At 58.4% G+C, this 23538-nt stretch carries 24 protein-coding genes; 13 read left to right on the forward strand and 11 right to left on the reverse strand.

All coding sequences use genetic code 11. From position 1 onward, the window contains the following. Nucleotides 1-364 precede the first annotated feature (364 nt). The 4 genes from FHT85_RS07925 to FHT85_RS07940 are packed head-to-tail and all read left to right on the forward strand — an operon-like array spanning nt 365 to nt 1601. Complete coding sequence (locus FHT85_RS07925; protein WP_015343207.1) at nt 365-517, forward strand: hypothetical protein; 153 nt, start codon at nt 365-367, stop codon at nt 515-517. A 32-nt stretch (nt 518-549) separates the two neighbouring features. Further along, nucleotides 550-786 (forward strand): 30S ribosomal protein S21, encoded by a 237-nt coding sequence (gene rpsU / locus FHT85_RS07930; protein ID WP_112337728.1) that lies wholly within the window; start codon nt 550-552, stop codon nt 784-786. Between the two features lie 29 nt (nt 787-815). Then, nucleotides 816-1010 carry a hypothetical protein gene (locus FHT85_RS07935; RefSeq protein WP_112399966.1) on the forward strand — a complete coding sequence of 65 codons (195 nt, stop codon included), beginning with the start codon at nt 816-818 and terminating at the stop codon, nt 1008-1010. A 15-nt stretch (nt 1011-1025) separates the two neighbouring features. After that, a complete protein-coding gene (locus tag FHT85_RS07940) occupies nt 1026-1601 on the forward strand; it encodes an alpha-ketoglutarate-dependent dioxygenase AlkB (RefSeq protein ID WP_112412525.1) in 576 nt (191 codons plus the stop codon). A gap of 80 nt (nt 1602-1681) precedes the next feature. Here FHT85_RS07940 and FHT85_RS07945 read toward each other — a convergent pair whose 3' ends face one another. After that, complete coding sequence (locus FHT85_RS07945; protein ID WP_112412526.1) at nt 1682-3727, reverse strand: SPFH domain-containing protein; 2046 nt, start codon at nt 3725-3727, stop codon at nt 1682-1684. A gap of 441 nt (nt 3728-4168) precedes the next feature. Between FHT85_RS07945 and FHT85_RS07950 the strand changes: the two genes are divergently transcribed. Next, nucleotides 4169-5065, forward strand: a complete 897-nt coding sequence (locus FHT85_RS07950) for a GGDEF domain-containing protein (protein WP_112412527.1) — start codon at nt 4169-4171, stop codon at nt 5063-5065. Between the two features lie 143 nt (nt 5066-5208). Further along, nucleotides 5209-6150 (forward strand): MYG1 family protein, encoded by a 942-nt coding sequence (locus FHT85_RS07955; protein WP_112412528.1) that lies wholly within the window; start codon nt 5209-5211, stop codon nt 6148-6150. 93 nt (nt 6151-6243) lie between these two features. Here FHT85_RS07955 and FHT85_RS07960 read toward each other — a convergent pair whose 3' ends face one another. The 9 genes from FHT85_RS07960 to FHT85_RS08000 all read right to left on the reverse strand — a co-directional run bounded on the left by FHT85_RS07960 (nt 6244) and on the right by FHT85_RS08000 (nt 15420). Further along, nucleotides 6244-6795: a MarR family winged helix-turn-helix transcriptional regulator gene (locus FHT85_RS07960; protein WP_112412529.1), complete on the reverse strand. Its 552-nt coding sequence runs from the start codon at nt 6793-6795 to the stop codon at nt 6244-6246. Nucleotides 6796-6850: 55 nt separating this feature from the next. Beyond that, on the reverse strand, nt 6851-7648 hold the full coding sequence (locus tag FHT85_RS07965; RefSeq protein WP_162709781.1) for an ABC transporter ATP-binding protein: 798 nt from the start codon (nt 7646-7648) through the stop codon (nt 6851-6853). Next, nucleotides 7648-8580 (reverse strand): ABC transporter permease, encoded by a 933-nt coding sequence (locus FHT85_RS07970; protein ID WP_112412530.1) that lies wholly within the window; start codon nt 8578-8580, stop codon nt 7648-7650. Before FHT85_RS07970 ends, FHT85_RS07965 begins: the two co-directional genes overlap by 1 nt. After that, nucleotides 8577-9557: an ABC transporter substrate-binding protein gene (locus FHT85_RS07975; protein ID WP_162709775.1), complete on the reverse strand. Its 981-nt coding sequence runs from the start codon at nt 9555-9557 to the stop codon at nt 8577-8579. Before FHT85_RS07975 ends, FHT85_RS07970 begins: the two co-directional genes overlap by 4 nt. 38 nt (nt 9558-9595) lie before the next feature. After that, entirely contained in the window at nt 9596-10819 is a 1224-nt protein-coding gene (locus tag FHT85_RS07980; protein ID WP_112412531.1) for an alpha-hydroxy acid oxidase, read from the reverse strand. A 36-nt stretch (nt 10820-10855) separates the two neighbouring features. Next, nucleotides 10856-12283 carry an FAD-binding oxidoreductase gene (locus FHT85_RS07985; protein ID WP_112412532.1) on the reverse strand — a complete coding sequence of 476 codons (1428 nt, stop codon included), beginning with the start codon at nt 12281-12283 and terminating at the stop codon, nt 10856-10858. Next, the gene (locus FHT85_RS07990; RefSeq protein WP_112412533.1) at nt 12280-13311 is read right to left on the reverse strand and encodes a prephenate dehydratase domain-containing protein; all 1032 of its coding nucleotides are present in this window, start codon (nt 13309-13311) and stop codon (nt 12280-12282) included. The genes FHT85_RS07985 and FHT85_RS07990 overlap by 4 nt, the downstream gene beginning before the upstream one ends. Before the next feature lie 94 nt (nt 13312-13405). Beyond that, nucleotides 13406-14206 carry a class I SAM-dependent methyltransferase gene (locus FHT85_RS07995; protein WP_246779912.1) on the reverse strand — a complete coding sequence of 267 codons (801 nt, stop codon included), beginning with the start codon at nt 14204-14206 and terminating at the stop codon, nt 13406-13408. Nucleotides 14207-14556: 350 nt separating this feature from the next. After that, nucleotides 14557-15420 carry a DMT family transporter gene (locus FHT85_RS08000; RefSeq protein WP_112412535.1) on the reverse strand — a complete coding sequence of 288 codons (864 nt, stop codon included), beginning with the start codon at nt 15418-15420 and terminating at the stop codon, nt 14557-14559. Between the two features lie 330 nt (nt 15421-15750). On the opposite strand from FHT85_RS08000, the gene FHT85_RS08005 reads away from it, so the two are divergent. The 3 genes from FHT85_RS08005 to FHT85_RS08015 all read left to right on the forward strand — a co-directional run bounded on the left by FHT85_RS08005 (nt 15751) and on the right by FHT85_RS08015 (nt 18656). Continuing rightward, the gene (locus FHT85_RS08005; RefSeq protein WP_112412536.1) at nt 15751-16266 is read left to right on the forward strand and encodes an NUDIX hydrolase; all 516 of its coding nucleotides are present in this window, start codon (nt 15751-15753) and stop codon (nt 16264-16266) included. Nucleotides 16267-16632: 366 nt separating this feature from the next. Continuing rightward, complete coding sequence (locus FHT85_RS08010; RefSeq protein ID WP_112412537.1) at nt 16633-16896, forward strand: hypothetical protein; 264 nt, start codon at nt 16633-16635, stop codon at nt 16894-16896. A gap of 356 nt (nt 16897-17252) precedes the next feature. After that, nucleotides 17253-18656, forward strand: coding sequence for a PLP-dependent aminotransferase family protein (locus tag FHT85_RS08015; RefSeq protein WP_112412538.1), 1404 nt, complete (start codon nt 17253-17255; stop codon nt 18654-18656). Between the two features lie 101 nt (nt 18657-18757). Here FHT85_RS08015 and FHT85_RS08020 read toward each other — a convergent pair whose 3' ends face one another. Then, entirely contained in the window at nt 18758-19780 is a 1023-nt protein-coding gene (locus FHT85_RS08020) for a LacI family DNA-binding transcriptional regulator (RefSeq protein WP_112337711.1), read from the reverse strand. Between the two features lie 251 nt (nt 19781-20031). Here FHT85_RS08020 and FHT85_RS08025 point away from each other — a divergent pair, with 251 nt between their 5' ends. The 4 genes from FHT85_RS08025 (at nt 20032) to FHT85_RS08040 (ending at nt 23538) form a co-directional block, all read left to right on the forward strand. Beyond that, on the forward strand, nt 20032-21366 hold the full coding sequence (locus FHT85_RS08025) for an ABC transporter substrate-binding protein (RefSeq protein ID WP_112412539.1): 1335 nt from the start codon (nt 20032-20034) through the stop codon (nt 21364-21366). Nucleotides 21367-21467: 101 nt separating this feature from the next. Continuing rightward, nucleotides 21468-22415 carry a carbohydrate ABC transporter permease gene (locus FHT85_RS08030; RefSeq protein WP_112337710.1) on the forward strand — a complete coding sequence of 316 codons (948 nt, stop codon included), beginning with the start codon at nt 21468-21470 and terminating at the stop codon, nt 22413-22415. Continuing rightward, on the forward strand, nt 22412-23353 hold the full coding sequence (locus FHT85_RS08035; protein ID WP_112337709.1) for a carbohydrate ABC transporter permease: 942 nt from the start codon (nt 22412-22414) through the stop codon (nt 23351-23353). Before FHT85_RS08030 ends, FHT85_RS08035 begins: the two co-directional genes overlap by 4 nt. Next, nucleotides 23350-23538, forward strand: a complete 189-nt coding sequence (locus FHT85_RS08040) for a hypothetical protein (protein ID WP_041678216.1) — start codon at nt 23350-23352, stop codon at nt 23536-23538. Before FHT85_RS08035 ends, FHT85_RS08040 begins: the two co-directional genes overlap by 4 nt.

The raw sequence follows: 23538 nt of genomic DNA on the forward strand, positions 1-23538 counted from the left end.
TCATGCCTTCTTGCTTTTACGCAGTTCCGGACGCAAAACCGCTTCGCACTTTTGCTGGAACTGCTCCAGGTTTGCGTCCTCGTTACCGAACCGGCGAAATTCAGGCCTCTCACACCGGGCTCGATCAAGCACGTCAATAGCTGATTAATCCACCCTTCGACCCGACGGGCGATGTTCCGGCTCCAATGGTGTTGGATCCAGGCCTTTCATCGCCTGGATATCGCCTTGTAATGCGATATGCCGCTCCTTATATTTCCGACATCGCTCACATAATTGGCTACAGCGGACGGCTGAAGTCGTCGGCGATCCCGTGCGCAACAGCGCCGGACCGCCATTTCGCCGAATGGCCGGTAAGGAATTTCAATTGAACAAAGCAAATATCCCCGCCGCTCCGGCGGCGATGAAGCCGCGCGACCGCGGTGAACGCATCGAACGACCGGACAAAAACCAGAAGCCATATCCCTGCCTGCTCACGCGCGCCGAATTGAAGGCGATCATAGCCGAGCAGCTCGGTTGAGCGGAACTATCAACGAAACAAGGAGAACGAGAATGCAAGTCATCGTTAGAGACAACAATGTCGAACAGGCCATTCGGGCACTGAAAAAGAAGATGCAGCGTGAAGGTCTGTTCCGCGAGATGAAGGAACATCGGGCCTATGAAAAGCCGTCCGAGCGGCGTGTGCGCGAAAGGGCGCAAGCGATTGCCCGCCAGCGCAAGGCCGTCCGCAAGAGGATGCAGCGCGAAGGGCTTCTTCCTTCCTCCAGGCGCCGAGCGGCTGCTCGATAAATCAGGGGCACCTACGAAAGGATAACATAATGGAAGAACTGCACAGCATTACGGTTTCGGAGCAGCGGCTGGAAGACTGTCGCGATGCTATTGAGTTCGATCTGCAGGAGCTGATCCGGAGCACGATTGTCTCCGGTTTCTCGGCCGAAGAGGTCCTGATTGCGATCAGCGAACTGGTCGCGGAGGATTTCGCCGCGGTCACGAAAGTTCCAAGTGTCCATTAAACAGAAGGAGCGGCCATGGGCGTTTCAGCGCAAGGAGACCTGTTTGCGGCAGTAGAACCACCATTGCCGGAGGGTTTCCGCTACCAAGCCGATATCGTTCCGGAGTCCATCCAGTTGGATCTGCTTCGCGAGATACCGCAATTGCCGCTGAAGCCGTTCGACTTTCATGGCTTCGAAGGTAGGCGACGCGTCGTCTCCTATGGTTGGAAATACGATTACGAAGCGCAGAGGGCGAGGCGCACCGGCGAACTTCCGTCGTTCCTTCTGCCTGTGCGCAGCATCGCGGCCGAGTTTGCGGGAATAGCGCCCGATGATCTGCAGCAAGCCCTCGTCACCGAATATGCGCCGGGTGCGCCGATCGGCTGGCATAGGGACAAGAAGGTGTTCGGGCGGGTTGTCGGCATTTCCCTGCTATCGCCTTGTACGTTCAGGCTGAGGCGCCGTGCCGGGGATAAATGGCAGCGCGCCACGCTAATCTGCGAACCCGGTTCCGCTTACGTGCTGTCAGGTCCTGCGCGAAGCGAATGGGAGCATTCCATCCCGCCGGTTGATCGGCTTCGCTATTCGATTACCTTCCGGGAAATCGGCTAACGCGATGTCGAGCTGCAGTGAGTTGCGGCTGCGAGCGAGCCACTGGACAAGATGGGCCGGCATAGCCGGCCCATCCGCAATCAATCATGGGCGATCGCTGTGGGGGCAGCAGTCGGCGCTTCCTGCCGCCCAAGCCGGTCGGCGACCAGCATCGACAACATCATTTCGACAAGACCGTTGGCGGCACCCTTTTCCCCGGCACCACCGCCGACCTGGATCTGCGGCACGAGAGGCAGCCTGCCGTTCTCGATCGCTTCAGCGAAGCGCATCAGAACCTGCGAATTCAGCTGATAATCCGGCCCGCCGAAGGCTGCGACCTTCTTCTCGGTGGCTTCTGCTTCCGCCAGACCGACTGCGCGCACCTTTTCGGCATCGGCGAGACCTGTGGCCTTGATGCGCTCGGCATCGGCAAGCGCAATCGCCTTGATACGGTCGGCCTCGCCGAGGCCCGCAAGGCGTACCTTCTCGGCCTCCGCCTTGGCGGTGACCTGGATGGTTTCCGCCTGCTGGCGGGTGCGGGCCAGCTGCGCCTTACCTTCGTTTTCACTGATCTCGATGGTCAGTGCAGAAGTGGTGATCTTGGCCTGTTGTTCGGCAAGCGCTTCCTTCTCGCGCAATGTGCGCTCCTGGACGGCCGCGACTTCCTGCAGCTTATAGGTCTCGACCTTTTCGACGGCGATCTGACGCTCGCGCAGCTGGATCAGGATTTGCTCTATGCTGTTCTGGCCGTTGTTGGCGCGCGGGGTACCGATCAGAACTTCCTGCAGCTCAAGGCTGTAGGAGGCGAACTTCTCGCGCATTTCCTCGCCGGATTTGCGCTGGATTTCGCTGCGTTCCTGCAGGAGCTCTATCAAGGTCTTGGTCTGGGCAATATTCTTGAAATAGGCCGAGACCATCGGATCGAGCGTCTGCTCCACCAGGCGCTTGATATCGCCGAAGCGCTGGACGACGAGCGGTGCCTTCATATAGTCGATATGTACGACGACCGAGAGCGGCAGCACGGGTTCGAACGCGTCCTTGGTGATCAGCGATACTTCGGACAGATTCTCATCCAGCCTGTGCTCGCCGAATTGTTCCTTCGTCCATTTGAGTACGAAGTTGGTGGTCGGTACGATGACGATACTACCGGCATAGGTGTTGAACGCATACTTGCCGGGCAGAAGCGGTGCCGACCAGACGCCGCGCGCGCCGGTCTCCACCAGTTCGCCATGGCGATAGGACTGGCCGGAAATGTCTGCGCCGCGGCGGCCGGTATAAGAGACAACAACACCGACCGTGCCGACATCTATAATCGTCTTGTCGACCAATTCGACGGTCGCAAAAATGCGATTAAGGAAGTAGCTGCCGTCGGCAAGCACCTGCAATTGACGGCCGCGATAGCCGCCGGCATTGAGAAATTTCTCCGGATCCTGGAAATTGTTATGGAAGTTTGCATCCGTCGGATCGTTGGCAACCGTCGGTGCGATGATCTCGCCGTCGGGCAGGGCCGGACCGTCATGGATGGTCACGATGCCGATCATGTCCTCTGCGTCATGAATGACGACGGGCTCGAAGCCCTCCCGCTCGGTGATCTGCGTCGACATGTCGGCAAACAGTTTCTGTTCCGACGAACTGAGGTTGACGGCATAGATCGATTGCGCCGTCAGCACGATGAACTGCGCAAGATTGATGGCATAGGTGCCTTCGCGCAGGATTTTACGCTGCGGGCCTTTCTGTCCGCCTTTGAGGAGAAAGTCGCGCACGTCCTGGAAGTCATCGGCTTCCATGTTCGAGGCAAGCGTCTGGGTGGGCGGCAGCGGCTTGCCGTCACGGGCAAAGACGTAACCGATCTGACCCTGTGGAATGGTCACGAGATTGGCGCGATGCAGGGAATACTGAAACGGCATGAAAAAATGCAGGCCACCGCGCACGACGTCAGGCTGGAAACCGGCCTCGCCGTTCAGCGCAATGAAACCGTTCTTCACGGAACCGCGAAAACTCCACAGCTTTTCGAGGATGCCGAGCCTGTCGTTGGGAATATAGCGGATCACGCCGCTCCATCGGAAAACTATCGCGAGCACGATTGCGGCACCGGCGATCTCGATCGCCAGCCATTCCATCGGACTGAGATTGGTGAGGGCTTCCATCTCTTCTCTCCTATGGGCGCACGGGTTCATCCACCCGACAGCCGCCCGGTTGGTATTGGTTGATAAGACGGGGAGATTGCGCGCCTAAGCACTCGACGCACCAAGGGCATGTCGAAGCTTTAGGCTGCTCACTGTCTGGAAAAATGACCACGCATCGCCAGTCCCCACTGGGGAACTGCGTGGTCGTGAGTAATCTCACATCGGTGTTGCCTTGATAGACATAACGGTAGACCACGTAGGGATTGCGCCTATAGGTTTAAAGATGCTTGGTGCGGAAATCGCATAAGTACTTCCAATGATTCAGCGATTTCGAGCAACCAATCGATCGCAGGCGGGGCTAAAGCAAATTGAAGGGCAAGCCGATTCCGTCCAGCTGGCTCGCCCCTTTTCTCGCAGCGATTCTGCGGTAAGTATTGTGCGGCTGAATTAGCAGGAACCGATATGGACGAAATAATCGAACAGCTTCTGCACCTTTGTGCGACCAGTTCGACGCTTATGGCGGTTTATGACGCCGAGGATCGGTTGCGATATGCGAACCCTGCCTTTCGATCAGCCTATTTTATCGATCCCGATGAAGCGCCGCTATGGCCAGATCTGATGCGGCGCAACTTCACACTTGGGCGCGGTACGGTCATTCGCACGGTCGACTTCGACGGATGGCTACGGTCGACGCAGTCACGTCGCGGGAAGATCGGCTATCGAGCCTTCGAGACGGATTTGGTGGACGGTCGCTGGCTTTGGATGACCGAAACCATGCAGAAGAATGGCTGGATGCTCTGCATCGCGAGCGATATAACGACATTGCGTGCCGAAGGCCGAAGCGTCCGGCAAGATCGCGACCAGGCCATCAAGGCTTCTCAAACCGACGAGCTCACAGGGATCGCCAACCGCCGTTTCGTCATGGCGCGAATAGACGATATGCTGGCCGGCGCCAGGGGTGGCGATATCGGATGCCTTGCCGTATTCGATATCGACAATTTCAAACTGATCAACGATAAGCACGGTCACGACGCCGGAGATCTCGTCCTGCGGGATTTTGCACATAGGCTCCATCAATATGTGCGGCGTACCGACTGTTTCGGGCGCGTCGGCGGCGAGGAGTTCGTTCTCGTCATGCCCGGAACAGCGCAGCAAGATGCAATCGAACTCATTGAACGGATGTTGACGACGATCCGGTTTTCCCGACCGCTCACAGCCTCGCCGGATTTCGGTTACACTTGCTCGGCCGGCATTGCCGCCTGCCTGGAAACCGACAGTGCGCCAGATTTGTACCGGCGCGCCGATCAGGCTCTCTACGCTGCCAAGCTTAGTGGCCGCGACCGGGTTCGCGCTGCCTGAAGTGACGCTTGCACATCGTTCTGCGGTTCAACATGGCAGCACCTGCCGGTATCCCTTCACTTTCGCGATAAGCAGTTGAGATAATGACCGGAACTGGTTATCTGCCGGGCTGTCCAATTCGCGAACAGTAAGGCTATAGCCGTATGGCTCCAAATTTACTCGTCACGCATTCCGGCGGCTTTCATGCCGACGAAGTGTTGTCCAGCGTCATTCTCACGCAGATTTTCCCTGAAGCACGGCTTGTTCGCAGCAGGGCGCCGGAATGGATCACCCCCGGCGCCGATCGCATCGTCTATGATGTCGGCGGCGCCTATGACGCCGCTGCCGGGATTTTCGATCATCACCAGCGCGGCGCCCCGCAGCGCAACGATGGCCAGCCCTTCAGCTCGTTCGGCTTGATCTGGAAACATTTCGGTCGTGACTATCTGGCCGCGCTCTCTGTTGCGGCCGCCTTCGTCGAGACGGTGCATGCCGCCTTCGATGCCAGCTTCGTCTTGCCGATCGACCTGGTCGACAATGGCGCACTCAGCCCGGATAGCGCCGGTCTGCTGGCGGGATTGACCCTGCCGTCCCTGCTCGAAACATTGAAACCTGTCTTCGACGATCCGGATCCGGAGGCTACCGATCGAGCCTTCCATGCTGCTGTTGAGATCGCCCGCGGTTTTGTCGAAGCAAAGATTGCCGGGATCCACGCGAAACTACGCGCTGAAACCCTGGTTCTGAAGGCGATTGCGTCCGCCGGGGATGGCCGTGTTCTCGAGCTGCCGATGGGCATGCCGTTTCGTCCGGCCATCATGAAGGCAGGTGCCGATCACCTCCTGTTCGTGGTTCATCCTCGCGAGGCCGATTGGTGCCTGACGGGAATTCGCCGCGCGGAGGAAGGGTTCGAGCTGCGCGCCGACCTTCCGGCGGCTTGGGCGGGGTTGAGCGGGCGCGATTTGGAAGTGGCGACGGGGGTCGAGGGAGCCAGCTTCTGCCATAACGGCCGTTTTATTGCCGCCGCCAAAACGCGAGAAGCTATACTTGCTCTCGCTAGGTTGGCGGTAGAGGACGTGGAAAAAAGAGCCGATCGAGTCTCGAATTAAGGCTGAACTCGCCATCGGCAAATGCCGCAAACGTCGGGAAGAACAAGCGGCTGGTTTCAGCCATGTGCCGGGCCGCTTGCATGCCAAATTGGATCAGCCTCCAGATCTCACGTCGCCAACCACGGCCTGCCACCCGCGAGCGACAGCTCCAGCGCAAGCATCCTCGATGCGATCGAGCATGGCATGGAGCATCTCGCGCTCGTGTTCAGACAGGCTTTCGAGAATGCGTGCCTCCATCGCCTGACCGATCGACACGATCTCGTCGAGCACTTTGTAGCCCTCGGATGTGAGTTCGACGGCCGAAAACCGCCGGTCGCCTGCGCCTGCGTTGCGTCGGGCAAAGCCCAGCGAAACCAGTTGCGCGATACCGCGGCTGACGGCAAATTGATCGAGCGCGCCTGCGTGGCAGATTTCCTTGCTCGAAAGCCCGGGACGGCCACCGGCGATGGCGAGAATTCGCCACGAGGCTTGCGACAGACCGTATCTTGGCCCGTAATAGGAGGCGAGCAGCTCAGCGGTGCTGCTCGCGACCAGAAACATTCGATAGGGTATCCAGCGATCGAGCCGGAAGGCCGGCTTTAGTGCCGTCCCATCCTCGCGTTCCCCCGCCAGCCCATTGTCAGCTTGATCGTTTTTTAATTGCATATTGCAGATATATTCCAGCACAATTGTGAAAACAAGCCGCCACGCCGAGCGACAATCAAGCGAGCAGCAACCTGTCCTCGGCGATCTCGCCGCCGCTTACTGCCCCGAACAGGGCGATCAGGTCGGGGACGTCGTAACCTGCCCGTTCATCGCCTGCAACATCAAGCACGATGCGCCCGCCACTCATCATGATGGTGCGCTGGCCATAGTCGAGAGCATGGCGCATGCTGTGCGTGACCATTAGCGTGGTGAGATGCTGACGTTCGCTGATCTCCGCCGAAAGTACCAGGATGCGCGCTGCCGCCTTGGGATCAAGCGCGGCTGTATGTTCGTCGAGAAGAAGTATCTTCATTGGCAACAACGTTGCCATCAGCAGGCTTACCGCCTGCCGCTGACCGCCGGAAAGTGTGCCAATTCGCGCTCTAAGCTTCGTTTCAAGTCCGAGCCCGAGGCCGGCGAGCTGTTCCTCAAATCGCGAGCGGCCGCGTCTACCGCCAAGCGCAAGGGACAGTCCTCGTCGCCCGGCGCGTGCGGAGGCGAGCGCAAGATTTTCCTCGACGGTCAGAGCCTCACAGGTTCCGATCCGTGGGTCCTGAAATACGCGGCCGATGAATCGCGCCCGCGCCTGGGCAGACAGTCGCGTGACGTCTACGCCATCAATCACGATCCGGCCCTTGTCGGGCGAAATTGCGCCGGCAATGGCCGAAAGCAGCGTGGATTTTCCTGCGCCATTGCTGCCGATCACGGTTACGAACTGGCCATGGGGAATGGCCAGTGAAGCGCCACGCAGCGCCGCTACTTCGAGAGCAGTGCCGGGATTGAACGTGACCGAGATCGTATCGAGTTTCAGCATCATGAGGCTGCTCCTTCTGCTTTCGACGGCTCCGACAGCCGGGTACGCCTGATGCCGGGCAGCTTCTTCAGCCGCGTTTTTGAAATCATCACGGCAACGGCGACCACCAGTGCGGTTACCAGATTGAGATCCTGCGCCTGGATCCCGATCACGCCCCCATCAAGTGCCAGGGCGATGACCAGACGGTAGATCAATGCGCCGAGGATGCAGCCGAGAGTGGCGCGCGCAACCGATCCGGTGCCGACGATTGTCTCGCCGATAATGACGGCGGCAAGACCGGTGACGATGGTGCCGATACCCATGGAGACATCGGCAACACCCTGGCTTTCGGCATACAGCGCTCCGGCAAGGCCAACGAGGCCGTTGGCGAGAGCCATGCCAAGCATGACCATGCGGCCGCTGTCGACGGCCTGCGCCTCGGCCATCTTCGGATTGGCGCCGGTTGCACGCAAGGCAAGTCCCATGTGTGTCGCGAGGAACCAGTCAACCAGAACCTTTGCGGCCACCACGATGCAGAGGAGCAATATTGTATTGCCCCAGACACCGAGTGCGGCAATCGTGCCGATCCAGGAAAATATGGTGTCGGCGCCATAGAGCGATATATTCGGTTTGCCCATGATGCGCAGGTTGATAGAAAACAGCGCAACCATGGTCAGGATACCCGCCAGCAGGTTCATGATCTTCAATCGCACCGACAGAAATGCCGTTACGAAGCCGGCAACCGCGCCCGCCGCAAAGCCGAGGAGTGTTGCGACGATGGGCGGCACGCCGGCCATAATCGCGGATGCTGCGACTGCAGCGCCTAGCGGAAAGCTGCCATCGACAGTCAGATCCGGAAAATCGAGCACCCGAAACGAAAGATAGACGCCAAGGGCAACGAGGGCAAACAGCAGGCCTGCCTCGCAGGCGCCGGAAAGGGCAATCAGGCTCATTGTGCGATCACCTTTGCTGCGCTTTGCGTCGTGGCCTCGGACAGAGTAACGCCCATCTTCTTGGCCGAGACGAGATTGAGATAGAGATCCTCACTGTCCAGAGTTCCAACCGGGATGTCGGCGGGCTTCGCACCGTTCAGAACTTTGGCGGCGATCTCGCCCGTCAGCCGCCCGAGCTTATAGTAATTGAAGCCAAGCGCAGCCATTGCGCCGCGCTCGACTGAGTTGGTGTCGCTGGCATAGACCGGGATCTTTGCATCGACGCCGACCTTGACCACGCTTTCGACGGCCGAAACCACCGTGCTGTCGGTCGGCAGCAGGATGACGTCGGCCTTGCCGACCAGGCTACGGGCAGCATCCGGCACGGCGGCCGACTGCGCGGCCGTCGCCTCGACGATACTTATGCCGAATTTCGCGGCTGCCGCCTTCATGTCCGCCACCTGTGCGACGGAGTTGGCTTCGCCGGCATTATAGAGAACGCCGACCTTCGTTGCCGTTGGCGTCAGTTTGTGGATCAGTTCAAAGGTCAGATTCAAGGGTTGCTTGTCGCTGGTGCCGGTGAGTGTACCGTCTGGCTGCGAAAAGCTCTTGACCAGTTTTGCTGCAACAGGATCCGTCACTGCGGAAAACACGATCGGGATTGCCCCTTTCGCCGCCGCCTGACAGGCCTGAGCCGACGGCGTCGAGATGGCAACGATCAGATCCGGTGCCTTGCCGGCAAAAGTTTTGGCGATCTGCGTTTGTGTCGGCATGCTGCCTTGTGCGCTTGCGACATCGAGCGTGATGGTCTTGCCGTCGACAAAACCTGCGTCGGCCAGCGCATCGATGATTCCTTTGCGGGCCGCATCGATGGCGGGGTGTTCGACGATATAGGTCAGGGCAACCGTTTTGTCGGCCGCAAATGCGGTCGCTGTGGGCAGCGGCATCAGCAATGCTGAGAGGGCGAGGGCGTGAAACAGAGCAGTTCTACGGCGCATGGGAATGATCTCCTCGGAAGGGTTTTCGGAAAATTCGTTCAAGCGGCTGCGAAGGTTTGCGGGCGGGATGAGGTAGGCCCACCAGGTGTCGCCACCCTTTCGGCCCGGATCAGAGGCGGCGGCAGCCGGAGCTTTGCAGGGCCGATATCGGCGATGGTCGGTGAACCCGTCATCGCCTGGGCAACATCGAGTTCTGCAGCGAGGATGCTCAAAGCGCGGGAGACCGCTTCCTCTCCACCGCTCGCAAGCGCGTAGAGCGTTGCACGGCCGAGCTGTACAGCCGTGGCGCCAAGGGCAAGCGCCTTGATGATGTCGGTGCCGCTGCGAAATCCGCTATCGACGAGAATGGCCAGCCGACCGGCCACGGCGGCAGCGAATTCCGGCAGGATATCGATACTTGCAACGGCTCCATCGAGTTGCCGGCCGCCATGATTGCTGACTACGATACCGTCCAGTCCCAATTCGGCTGCCCTTGCCCCCTGCGCTGGATCGAGTAGCCCCTTAAGGATCAAAGGGCCTTTCCAGCGATCGCGTATGAAGGCGATATCGTCCCAGGATACGGTCGGATCGAGCTGCTGTTCCATCACCTCGGCGATGGTGGCGGCGGACCTGAGGTCGAACTCGGCCGCCATGACCTCCAGCCTCGGTGTACCAGCACGCGCCATCCGCAATGCCCAGCCGGGATGGGTGGCAAGGCTCAGGAGCTTCTTTGGCGTCCAGCGGAACGGCAGTGAAAAGCCATTGCGAGCATCGCGCAACCGCCTGCCGGGAATGGCGTTGTCGACGGTGATCTCGATTGCTTCGAAGCCCAAGGCCTGGGCGTGCTGCAATAGTCTAAGGCTCACCTCGCGGTCCCGGAACAGGTAGAGCTGAAACCACTTCCTGCCTTCACCGGTAGCTGCCACGGCTTCCATGGACGCGCTGGCCGCCGAACTCATGACAAAGGGGATTCCTGCTTGTGCGGCTGCCCGGGCCAATGCCTGGTCGCCCGCGGGCCATGCAGCACCCGCCAGCCCGGTCGGTCCGATGATGATCGGCATTGAGAGCGGCTTGCCGAAGAGCGAGATGGCCGCCGAGCGGTGGCCAACATCGACCGGCGCAGAGCCGACGAGACGGATCCGATCCAGTGCAGCCCTGTTTTCGCGCAGTGTGAGTTCCGAGCCGGCGCCGCCGTCGAAAAAATCAAAGACCATTTTCGGCAATGCGCGTTGCGCGGCGATTCTGAAGTCGGCGATGGAGGCCGGACCATGCTGGCTGGACATGAATATTCTATTCCCTCCCTGGTTTATGGATCTTGCTCAATTGAACGGCGGTGCCTCGGCGAGATTGAAAATCTTGCCTGGATTCATGATGTTGTGAGGATCGACGGCGCGTTTGATCGCGGCCATTACCCGAATGGCGGGACCATGCTCTGCGACGAGCGCGGCCATCTTTCCGTGGCCGATCCCATGTTCGCCGGTCGATGTCCCCTGCAGCGCGATTGCGCGGGCCGCAAGACGTTTGGTCAGGGTTTCGACGCGCTGATGCTCATCGGGATCGGCGGGATCGAATAGGACGCAAAGATGGAAATTTCCGTCCCCCACATGGCCGCAGATCGGTGCGAGAAGACCAAGGTCTCTCACATCGGCCTTGGCAGCAAGAATTGCCTCGACGAGCCGGGATACCGGCACGCAGCTATCTGTAGGCAGGGCGCTTGCGCCCGGGCGCAGCGCAAGGTTGGCCCACCAGATATCATGACGTGCCTGCCAGAGCCTGCCTCGGGCCTCCGCCGATACGGCCGTGTCAAATCGACTGGCGCCAGCGGCATGTGCCTCCGCCTCCATGAACGGCAAGGCGGCCTCGACTGCCGCGCGACTACCGTGAAGTTCGATAAAAAGCGTCGGCTCGACCGGCAAGGAGAGTTTTGAATAGCTGTTGACGGCCTCGACCTGCAGTTCATCGAGCAGTTCGATACGTGCCAAAGTGTCGGTGAGCCTGGTCGCAACAAGCACGAAGCCGACCGCTTGTTCCAGTGTGGAGAAACTCGCCGAAATCGCAACGACGTGGTCCGGAATTGGATGCAATTTAACAGTCACGTCGGTCACGATGCCGAGCGTGCCTTCCGATCCCACCCATAGACGTGTCAGATCATAGCCCGCGGCCGATTTGCGGGCGTGGCTTGCGGTGCGGATCCGATCGCCATTGGGCAGAACGACACCGAGTGAAACGACATTGTCTTTCATCGTGCCATACCGCATGGCGTTCGTACCGGAGGCACGCGTTGAGGCCATTCCGCCAAGTGAGGCATCCGCGCCGGGATCGACGGGAAAGAACAGTCCGGTATCGCGCAGTTCGGCGTTCAGGCGCTTGCGGGTGACGCCTGCCTCGACCGTCGCCGTCATATCGTCCGGTTGAATCATCAAAATTCGATCCAGCCGCGAGAGATCGATGCATATTCCACCCATAAGGGCGGCAACATGACCCTCACAGGAGGTGCCGGTTCCAAACGGGATTACCGGCACATCGAAGGCGTGGCAGGTCGCGACGATGCGTGATACCTCATCCGCCGTATCCGGGAAGACGACCGCGTCCGGCGGATAGGAGGGATGCCAGCTCACATCATGGCCATGCTGATCACGCACGGCCGTCGCCGTTGTCAGCCGCTCGCCAAAATGCAGCTTCAATTTCGCGATTGCCGCATCGACAAGATCGCCATGGCGTCCGTAGTGGTTTACCGCAGTCGTCATCGCTCGGCCTCCTGCTGGCCATCGGACCATCGAAAGGCGGCTGGAGGCTTGGTCCCCCATGACGAGAGATTTTCCTCACTGCGGTTGCGCAGGTGGCGGCTTGCCATCGGGAATGTCCCAAGCACGACCAGCTCGCGAGCATGATGGGCGAGAATATCGAGCGCATCGGCCACCTCAGGTGCGGCGGGATCGCCCTCGAACTCGCAAAGGAAGCGGGATGGCACGAACTGTCCGCCGACAAGATAGCTTTCGATCTTGGTCATGTTGATGCCGTTTTCGGCAAATCCGGCAATGGCATGGTAGAGGCAGCCCGGCCGGTTCTGGGTGCGAAAGACGATCGTCGTCAGAAGCTGTGTCTTTTGCTCGACCGCTTGAGGTTCGGCAGACAGCACGTAGAACCGTGTCGTGTTATGCGGATCGTCTTCGACATTGCGTTTGAGGATATCCAATCCATAAAGGTCGGCTGCGACATCCGAGGCAATCGCGGCTTCGCTCGGATCCTTGCAAGATGCCACCAGCTCGGCGGCGTGCGATGTCGTCGGAGCGGCAATGGCCTCCAGGTCGAGCGCCGCAATTAGCCGGCTGACCTGACCAAGTGCGACGGGGTGCGAACGCACGCGCCTGATGCTTGCAAGCGAAGCGCCTGGCGGCGCCATGAGGCAATGTTCGACGCGCTGAAAATGCTCACCGACGATGTGCAAACCACTGTCGGGCACGATTCTGTGCACATCCGGCACCCGCCCGACCAAGCTGTTTTCGCATGGCAGGAGGATCCGGTCGACTTCACCGCGGACGGTGCTGGCAATCGTGGTCTCCAGGCTCGGCAGGGCGATGCGGTCGGCGGATGGGAACGCCATCCTGCAGGCAACATCCGCAAATGCACCGGGCCGACCATTATAGCCGACCTTATGGACCGCAAGCTCCGAGCCAAGTTTCGTGGCAACCGGAGGCAATGTACTTGTATTCGGATCGAAAGGGATCGCGGGGCGAGGGGCCGTGGATCCACGGTTTGCGGCGGTCGATGTCATAGGCGAACTCCGAAGGAAATTTGCGTATGTCAGGTCACGCCGCGGGCGGGATTGTCCCGTCCCGCGTCAAGCGCCTGTGATCGCTCATCCATGATTAATTTGCGGTCGGCAGCCTTGTCGTTTCCATCACTGTCATTGGCCAACGCAGGGCGATGCCGTTGCCGTCGGAAACAATGTCAAGATGGCGTTCTGCTGCAACAAGGCAGTCGTCGTCGGTGAAGATCTCGGTTGCCGAGAACAGCAATCGCAGAAAATGTCCGAGACCTGCCTTGGTGTCGAAGCGCCAGCGGGTGGTGACATCGGTAAATTGAGGCTTGTCCCATCCGGTTAAAGCGCACAGGCTGGTGGCAAATTCCCGGGAGAGGAAGGAGACCTCGTGGCCGGTGCAGCAACTCAGGGCGATAAAATCGTCGAAATAGGCGGCAAGCCGCGTTCCGGCGAAGATGTCGGCAACTACCAGCTTGCCGCCGGGGCGCATATGGGCTGCGATAGCCGTCCAAGCCGCTGTCTTGTCGGAAATATGGTGGACGGCGCCGCGCGACCAGGCCATGTCAAAATCGCGGATCGGCAGGTCGAGCATGTGCGCTGCCTGACCGAAGACCCTGATCCGGCCGCCACTTTCGATTTCGAGATCCTCAAGTTGTTCGGTGGACGGATCGGTTGCGACCAGTAAGCCTGTAGGGCCTACATCTTCGGCGATCGCTCGGCTGAAATGACCGTTGCCGGCGCCGATTTCCAAGACGCGTCGGCCGTCGACCGGCTGCAGGAAGCGGCGCATGGCGGCAATATCGTCAAGCCAGGCATCGGGAAAGAGGTGGAGTGCATCGCGGTAGGTCGCCGAACGGCGGCCTGAAAAGACGACCTCAGATTCAATCGGTGTCGAGGACATATACATGAACATATGCCTTCCAAAATTGTTGCGGTTCGGACATCTCCCTAGATTCTAGTTATGCGGGCAATCGCGATGCGATTTACCTCTTATGATTAAAACTACAACATAGATTTGATAGGAAATCAATTGCTATTTGCAAGTAATTTAGACATGCATAAGCTTTGTGCAATCGATCTATTTGGAGGCAGTTTTGCCCGAGACAATTGCTGTCTGAAGAGGATATTCTCCCCGACTGGAATAGCCCTATCCCGGATTTCGCAGGGGCCGCTAAGCTATAGCCGGTCATGATCCCAATGCTTGCCAACGCACAGCCGGGTACGATCCTGATTTCAAATGATTGTTAACAGTCGGCTTCAGGCATTAAGGACCAGGATATTGCCCAGAATGATCGTTGCGCCACCGAGGGCGAGACGTGTATCGACGTGCAGCCCTTCGAATATGACGGAAATTGTCATAGCAACAATGGGAACAACGGTTAACGCATAAGCGGCGCGGGCTGGGCCGATCTTTTCAATCAGCGTGAAATACATGAGAAAGGTGACGCAGGAGGCGACAATTGCGAGATAGGCAAGCTGTGCCAGATAGCCGGTTGTTACAGGTATTGTCAGGGACGTGCCGACAACCACAGCCCAGGCGAACCCGAAGCCGCATCCGCACAATGCGCCCCAACCCATGAGGACTGGGATGGGCACGCCGCGCCGCTGGTTGCGCGCAGCGATCGCCGTCCCAGCGCCGGTCGCTATCGCGGCAATGGCGGCCCATATGAAGCCTTTCAGGGTTTGCGGGTTGAGATGCAAGGCAAAGATCTGTGGGGCGGCCACGATGCCGAGGCCCAGTAGACCAAAAATTATGCCGATCGCGGCGCGGCGGCTTATTCGTAGATCCAGCAGAAACCGGCTGGCTACCGCGGCGAAAAGTGAGGAACTCGACAGCACCAGAGCTGCGATCCCGCTCGGTATACCTTGCGTCGCCTTGTAAAAGGCGATGAAAGCAAGCCCGAAAAACAATATGCCCTGCATTGCCACCCAAGAGCGGTCGCCGCGCATAATTGTGATCGGTTTGCCGGTTGCGATCGAAAAGCCGAGCATGCCTGACCCAACAAGAAACATGCGAACGGCGACCGATAGCTCAGGTGCGGAAGCACTTGCCTGAAGGGACGTCACAATGGCGCCCGACCCCCAAAAAAGCACAGTCGCAAGAAACAGGGCTGCGGTCATCTTACATCCTTTGTGGCCAGACGGTAATCCAGGCAAGCGGCGAGTTCAGCACAAGGTGCACAGGGCTCAGAGCGTAATGTCAACTATTTACTTGCAAAACGCAATTATTATTAAATTGCGTCCGCGATGTCGCTGCTGCGCCGGTTTCTGCGATAGCGATTGCCGACGTTTTGGGATCTTGGTTGATGGATCGCGCAATGTTTGAGCGTGGCAGGTGGAACGACTTGCGGTACCTGCCCGTCATATCAGATAGGCGCCAGCAGTATCTTCGGGTTCAAAACGCCGCTCGCCTAATTGAGGCACGGGTGAAAATCTGACAAGCTGGACGGCATGAAGCCGAAAAAGCAAGGCGGAAAGCCTGCATCATCCAAACCGAAACACTTACTGCAGCAGCTTGCGCGGACGCCGGAGAAGCTGTTTTCAAGTGCTTTCCGCAATCAGTATGGCGCACTTTGTTTCCGCTACAAGGGTGATGAAGGCGAAATCGAGATATTGGTGATTACGTCACGCGAGAGCGGCCGTTGGATTGTACCGAAAGGTTGGCCAATGAAAGGCAAGGAGCCTCACGAAGCGGCTGCGATCGAAGCCTGGGAGGAGGCGGGCGTTCGTGGCAAGGTGAGGAAGGTGCCGTTTGGCCGGTACACCTATCTTAAAGAACTCCCTGACGGAAAAGTCGCGCCCTGCGTCGTCGACATGTTCCAAATCGAGGTGAAGGAGGTCGGGGCGGAGTTCAAGGAGCGAGGACAGCGCCGGATTGATTGGGTCAGCCCCGACGAAGCGGCGCGCCGCGTGCGTGAAATCGAGCTTAAGTCATTGCTCGTCAATTTTAAGCCGCAGCGCAAATAATCACCCGTGCGATCTTGTCTGCTCAGCTGGAAGAATAATGGGGCGAAAGCGGTCAGACGCGGCCAGTGATTGGCATCCGGTCGTTGCGACGTTTCGATACCCACCGAATTCCGGCTCATCTTGGCAAGAGTGTCGCTCGTCATCAGACTAAGGTCCGTGTTCAACACGGGTCTATTCGGATAGTGGATGACCGCCCCCGGTCGCCGACACCACTATCACCCGTCGGCGGTCCGCCCTGTCATTGGAGGAACCTCCGGTGGCAGGGCGAATATTCGGGCTTGATGCTCTTCGCTGATCTATGATCCACTTGGTGGACCTCCATACCGACATTTGGTTTGGTGTATCGAAGCAAGATTGGAGCAGGCGATGAAAAGAATAGTCGCAGCGGGAATTCTGGCGGGAATGCTTGCAGCCTGCCAAGCCAGTCAAGAGGGGTTGAAGCCTATTCCCGGAAGCATCACCTACGGCGGGCAGCCGAGCCAACGGTTACAAAAGTCACCGGTCGGTAGCATTGTCCCTCACACATTCACGGATCAGTGGGGCGAACGAGTGCGCGAGACCTACATCCTGCAGCCCGACCGCAGCCTGAAGCTCGTAGATCGGGTATATCTCGATAACCCGTTCGATTGAACCGTATCACCGGATAGTCCGTCCTGGCAGCGTGGCTTCGGCGATGGCCACTGCCAATCAGGCGAGAGCGCATCGGATTATGGCGCCCCCAAGAAGAGTTCGTGTAGAGGTGTGCCATGAAATAACAAGCGCCGCGCCAAATTGATGCTGCATAATTTGCATCCAATTTCTTCAAAAAGACATTCAATTAAGAGATCAATTTTGGAGGCAATTTGCCATTGTGATGACGATTACCTGCTACTGTTCGTGAAGCATCGCACTTATGCACAGGCGTTTTTCCGTGACAGGGAATTTTGCAACAATATATGGTCAATGGTGACTCGCCCATGCGCCCATCACACATTGCGGATCACGACATGAAAGACTGGCATCCTGACCTTAGTCGCTCCTCCAGCCCTCGCTATATGGCTATCGCCGACCTGATCGAAATGGATTTGAGAAGCGGCGTGCTGGCGGTGGGAGACCGTTTGCCGCCGCAAAGGGAGATGGCCAAGCGGCTGAACATCGATTTCACCACGGTGGCTCGCGGTTATGTCGAGGCGCAGAAGCGCGGCCTGGTGGATTCGCACGTCGGCAGGGGCACCTTCGTCATAGGCGGGCAAGATCGCGAAAGGCGTGGTTTCGTGTCCGATGCCGCGCCCGATCCACGTCGCGCTTCGTTGGTGGACTTGTCGATGAACCTTCCACCGGAGCCTGACGATGCGGATTTGATTGCCCGCATGCGAGAAGGCCTGTCAGCCGTGGCAAGCAATCTGGTTCCGCTGCTGCGATACCAGGGCTTCGGCGGATCGGGCATGGATAAGGATGCCGCTGCCGCCTGGCTCAGCCGTCGCGGCCTGGTGCCTTCGCAGGAGCGTATCTTCGTAACGCCAGGCGCGCATCCGGCGCTGCTGGCGATCTTCGGTCTTCTGGCAAAGCCTGGCGAGACCGTATTGTCGGAAATCATTACCTATCCGGGTATGCGCTCGATCGCTGCCCAGTTGCGCCTCAATCTCTCAGGCTTGCAGATGGATGATGAAGGCATATTGCCCGATGCTTTTGCCGAGGCTTGCGAGCGGCTGCAGCCGAAAGCGCTCTATCTCAATCCGACGCTGCAGAACCCTTTGACGCTGACCATTCCCGAGAAGCGTCGCGGGGAGATCGCCGCCGTCGCCCGCAAATATCATGTGCCCATTATTGAGGATGATGCCTACGGCTTCATTCCTTTGCACGGGCCGCCGCCGTTTGGCGCCATCGCGCCAGACTTGACATGGCATATTGGTGGTCTTGCAAAATGCATCGGCGCCGGCCTTCGCCTTGCCTATGTGGTTGCTCCGGACACCAAGGCGATCTGGCCCTTCGTCAGCGCCATGCGTACAAACAATGTCATGGCCTCGCCGATGACCGTTGCGCTCGCCACGCGCTGGATCGAGGATGGCACGGCGGATTCGATCCTGCGCTTCATCCGCGCCGAGGCAGCTGCCCGCCAGCAGATGGTGGCCGATATTCTGCCCCAGGGCAGCTACAAGGCCGATCCGATCAGCTTCAACATCTGGATGCCGCTAACCAACGGCTGGACCCGATCGACCTTCAGCAGTCACATGCGTTCCTCCGGAATCGGCGTCGTGGCGAGCGACGCCTTTACCGTCGATGGTGCGGTCAGCGAGGCCGTGCGCATCTGCCTTGGCGGGCCGATCGACCGCGACCGACTGAAAGGCGCGCTCGATTTCATGGCGCATGCGCTCGAAGGCCCACCGGAAATGTCCGCCTCATTCTTCTAGGCATCGTAGAATGGCATGTCTCCAACGGTTTTTTATGCGATGCCATATGAGCTGCGCACATCAGGAACTCGGGGCACGGGCGGTCTAAAGGAGAGGTGCGTCTAGAGATTTTCTTTCAGGAGGATCTCAATGCGTAACCGCTCTTGTTCGGCCAATAGCTCACGTGCGTCGGCACGAGCGCGCATGATGCGAACCGCGCTGCGTACAGCATGACCCGGATCCAGCGCGATGACCGCATTGATGCTGCCGTCGCGCAATCCTTCTTCAGTAAAGGGGGTGCGCTCGTGGACCACGACCGAAAGATTGCGCAGATCGCTTGTCGCCGCGGCTGCCAAGAGGGGGATGCGCGCCTCTGAGCTCAGTATGTAGGCGGCAACAACATCTTTGTTGCTCTCAAGTACGCGGCCGATAATCTGGCTTGCCCGCTTCTCGTCAGCGTGTGTCTCGATCGATGGAAGGCAGGTGAGGTTCGCAAACTGCTCATTGATTATGGTATCGAAGCCGTGACGCCGCTGAATACTGTCCAGTGATTGCATGGTCTCTGCGACGATCATCACCTTCCCCCGTGTCTGACGGACAAACGTGCCGATCAATCGTCCTGCCGTTGCACCTGCCGCGAAGTTGTCAACGCCCACGAAATCCGCGGCGGGAAGCTTTTCCTGACCGGACAGAAATTGGACGACCTTGATGTCCCTTTCCAAAAGCCGCATCAAGGCATCGCGTACTTGGGGCGATTCCGGCGCCATCAGGGCTATGCCGTCGACGGTTTCCTCGCTGATGCCGGTGAGATATTTCGCAACACCATGGGCGTCCTCGGTGGGGATCTGAACGCAGTCTATATCGGTCAGGTCGCTTTTAAGCGCCGCTTCCAGATTCTCCACCCGACGCAACAGCTCGCCAAGATAAAGATCTCCCGACTTTGGCAGGATGAACCGAAACTTATAGCTCTTGTTGCGTGCGAGGCTGACGGCGGCAGGGTTTCGGATAAAGCCAATACGTTCAATGGCTTCTTGAACGCTGCGGGCCGCTTTTTTGCTCACATTAGGGCGATTGTTCAAAACCCGGTCGACTGTGGCAAGGCTTACGCCGGCGGCTTCCGCAAGGTCCTTTGCTGTTGGCCGCATGATAGCTCCACTTGAATTACAGACAGCAGACATTTCCCTCAAAAACGAGAGAAAGGCAAGAATTGATGTGCGGACCTCAAAAACTGCTTGCATTGAGGTGCGCACCTCAGTTATTTCTTTATTGTCTGGCCATCGGGTCGGATCGAAGGGAGATAGGCCGGGTTTGGAGTGCGTTTCGCAACATTCCGGCCGTCACGCTTTCACTTATCTTCTCGATGGAGGTCGAGAGGTTCAACGGGAGGATTGAAGCCATGAGGTCTCTTTTGCTGAGCCCGGCAGTTGCTGCCGGGATATATGTTGCCGTATCCGCGGCCGCGGCGTCGCACGCTCAAGCCGCCGATCTGACTCTGTGCTGGGCGGCGTGGGATCCCGCCAATGCTTTGGTGGAGCTGAGCAAGGATTTTGAGAAGAAGAGCGGCAATAAGATGCACTATGAATTTGTGCCTTGGCCGAATTTCGCAGACCGTATGCTCAATGAACTGAATTCCAGCGGCAAGCTTTGCGACCTGATGATCGGCGACAGCCAGTGGATCGGCGGTGCAGCGGAAAACGGTCAATACGTCAAGCTCAACGATTTCTTCGATAAGGAAGGAATCAAGATGGACGATTTCATCCCCGCGACCGTGGTCGGATACGCCGAGTGGCCAAAGAATACACCGAATTACTGGGCGCTGCCGGCATTCGCTGATGTCGTTGGGTGGACCTATCGCGCGGACTGGTTCTCCCGCCCAGAGCTTCAGGCGGAGTTCAAGAAGAAGTACGGCCGCGATCTTGCCGTTCCGAAGACCTGGGACGAGCTGACGGACATCGCTGCCTTCTTCCAGGGGCGCGAAATCGACGGCAAGAAAGTCTATGGCGCGGCAATCTACACCGAGCGCGGCTCTGAAGGCATCACCATGGGTGCGATGAATGCCCTTTATAGCTACGGCTTCCAATATCAGAATCCGAACAAGCCCTATGATCTGGAAGGCTTCGTAAACTCGGCGGAAGCAGTCGCGGGCCTTGAGAAATACAAGAAACTCTATGAGTGCTGCACGCCTCCCGGTCATTCCGATGCCTATATGACCGAAGACGTCGATGCCTATAAGTCAGGGCAGGTCGCCTTGCAGATGAACTTCACCTTCACCTGGCCGGGCATCAATGCCGATGCCAATGTCGGTGGCAAAAAGACCGGCTATTTCCCAAACCCCGCCGGCCCGAAGGGTGCACAGTTCGCTCAGCTCGGAGGGCAGGGCATCTCCGTGGTTGCCAACTCCGCTAAAAAGACCGAGGCCCTCGATTACATCAAATGGTTCGCGCAACCTGAGATCCAGCGGAAATGGTGGGCGCTTGGCGGCTATTCAGCACTGAAGGCTGTCGTGGACGATCCGGGCTTTGCGTCAAGCCAGCCCTATGCAAAGCCGTTCCTCGATTCGATGGCAATCGTCGAAGATTTCTGGGCCGAGCCTTCCTACGCCTCCCTCCTGCAGGCATCGCAGAAGCGGTTTCATGACTATGTAGTCGCAAACCAAGGTACCGCAAAGGACGCGCTCGACGGGCTCGTCAAGGACTGGAAGGGTGTCTTCCAGGACGACGGAAAATATTGACGCCGGCATAGGGGTATTCCCCGATAGTGGCGTCACGCAGGGTCAGCCGTGCCGACTGGGCTGGCTCTGCCCACCACCAATTTCATGCCAAGGAGACGGACATGCTCCACTCACCGATCGATCGGATTGCCGGTGCGACGCCGCCCGCGATCGCAGCGCGCGTCAAAGGTCTCTCTGATCGCGCCATAGCCTGGCTTTTCGTCGCGCCCTCTATCGTGTTGCTGCTTGCCATCAACATCTTTCCATTGATTTGGACGATCCGCCTCAGCTTCACGAACTTCCGCGTGAACCGACCCAACGAGCCGATACGGTTTGTCGGCCTGAGGAATTACATCAATATCCTGACGGATGGCGATGTATGGCGGAGCATGCAGGCAACCGCCCATTTCTTGATCTGGACCATTATTCTGCAGGTTCTGATCGGCTTCTTGCTTGCCTATCTGATCAACAAGAAGTTTCGCGGCAACGATCTTTGGACGACGATCATCGTGCTTCCGATGATGCTTAGTCCGGCGGTTGTCGGCAACTTCTGGACCTTCCTGTACCAGCCGCAAATCGGCCTCTTCAACTATGTGGTCGCTTTCCTGACCGGGAACGATCCCTCCAGCTTCTCGATGATTGCGAGCACCACGTTGGCACCATGGGCCATCGTCATCGTGGATACCTGGATGTGGACGCCCTTCGTGATGCTGATCTGCCTGGCGGGATTGCGTTCCATTCCCAGCAGCATTTACGAGGCTGCCGAATGCGACCGTGCCAGTAAATGGCGTCAGTTCTGGACCATTACCATCCCGATGGTACTGCCGTTCCTGATGCTGGCGGTCCTCTTCCGTGGCATCGAGAACTTCAAGATGTTCGATCTCGTCGTACAGTTGACCGGCGGCGGGCCGGGATCGATCACAGAGTTGACATCCATCAACTTGAAGCGCGCCGCTTTCGAACAATGGCGAACCGGTTACGCATCCGCCTACGCCGTCATTCTTTTCGTCACCGTATTCGGTTTGGCATCGATCTATGTCAAAGCTCTAAATAGGGTCAAACAACGATGAGCAGCTATTCCGTAACCGAGCCATCCGCGCGTCAGAAATGGTTTGCCGGTATTCTGGTCGTCCTCTATTCCGTCATAACCCTCCTCCCGCTGCTGTGGATCATCGCGACCGGCTTCAAATCACCAGCCGATGCGATTTCCTATCCGCCGAAACTGGTCTTCCAGCCGACGATGGAGGGATATGTCAATCTTTTTACCACCCGGACTCGTGTGCCTGAGGATCAACTCAGAGCGCTTGGTGAACCTACGACGTGGTACGACAAGTTGGTTCGCAAGGATGGGCTGATCATCACCGGTGCCTCGCGCTTCGCCGAGCGCTTCTATAATTCCGTCATCATCGGGTTTGGTTCGACGGTCCTTTGCATCGTGCTTGGCACGACAGCGGCGTATGCCTTTTCCCGCTTCAAGGTTCCGCTGAAGGATGATCTGCTCTTCTTCATTCTTTCGACCCGCATGATGCCGCCGATCGCCGTCGCAATTCCGATCTTCCTGATGTTCCGATCGCTTGGCCTCAGCGACACGCATGCGGGCATGATCCTGCTCTACACCGCCGTCAACCTGTCGTTGTCGGTATGGCTTCTCAAGGGCTTTATCGACGAAATCCCGATTGAGTACGAGGAGGCCGCGTTGATCGACGGCTATACGCGGTTCCAGGCCTTCTACAAGGTCGTGCTGCCGCAGGCCGTTACCGGCATCGCGTCAACGGCGATCTTCTGTCTGATCTTCGCCTGGAATGAATATGCGTTTGCCGTATTGCTCACATCAGGCAATGCCCAGACGGCGCCGCCCTTCATCCCAACCATCATCGGCGTCAGCGGCCAGGACTGGCCAGCGGTTGCCGCCGGCGCAACGATCTTCCTGGTTCCCGTCATGGTCTTCACGATCCTGCTTCGCAAACATCTGCTGCGCGGCATCACCTTCGGAGCGGTACGCAAATGACGACGTTTCTCTATCGCTTGGTACGCCTGCGCCGCGATGCGTGGGAAATTCTCGCTTCGGTCCTGATCGCACTCGGCGTCGTCATGCTGATGCAGCCGCTGTGGCTGTCGCTTTACTCCTATTCCTTCCTAGTGACGCTGGCAGGAACAGTCATGTTCATCATCGTCAGCCATTTCCCGGAGTGA

Origin of the sequence: Rhizobium sp. BK312, from assembly GCF_014193605.1 — a bacterium.
In the GTDB taxonomy this organism is placed as follows: domain Bacteria; phylum Pseudomonadota; class Alphaproteobacteria; order Rhizobiales; family Rhizobiaceae; genus Rhizobium.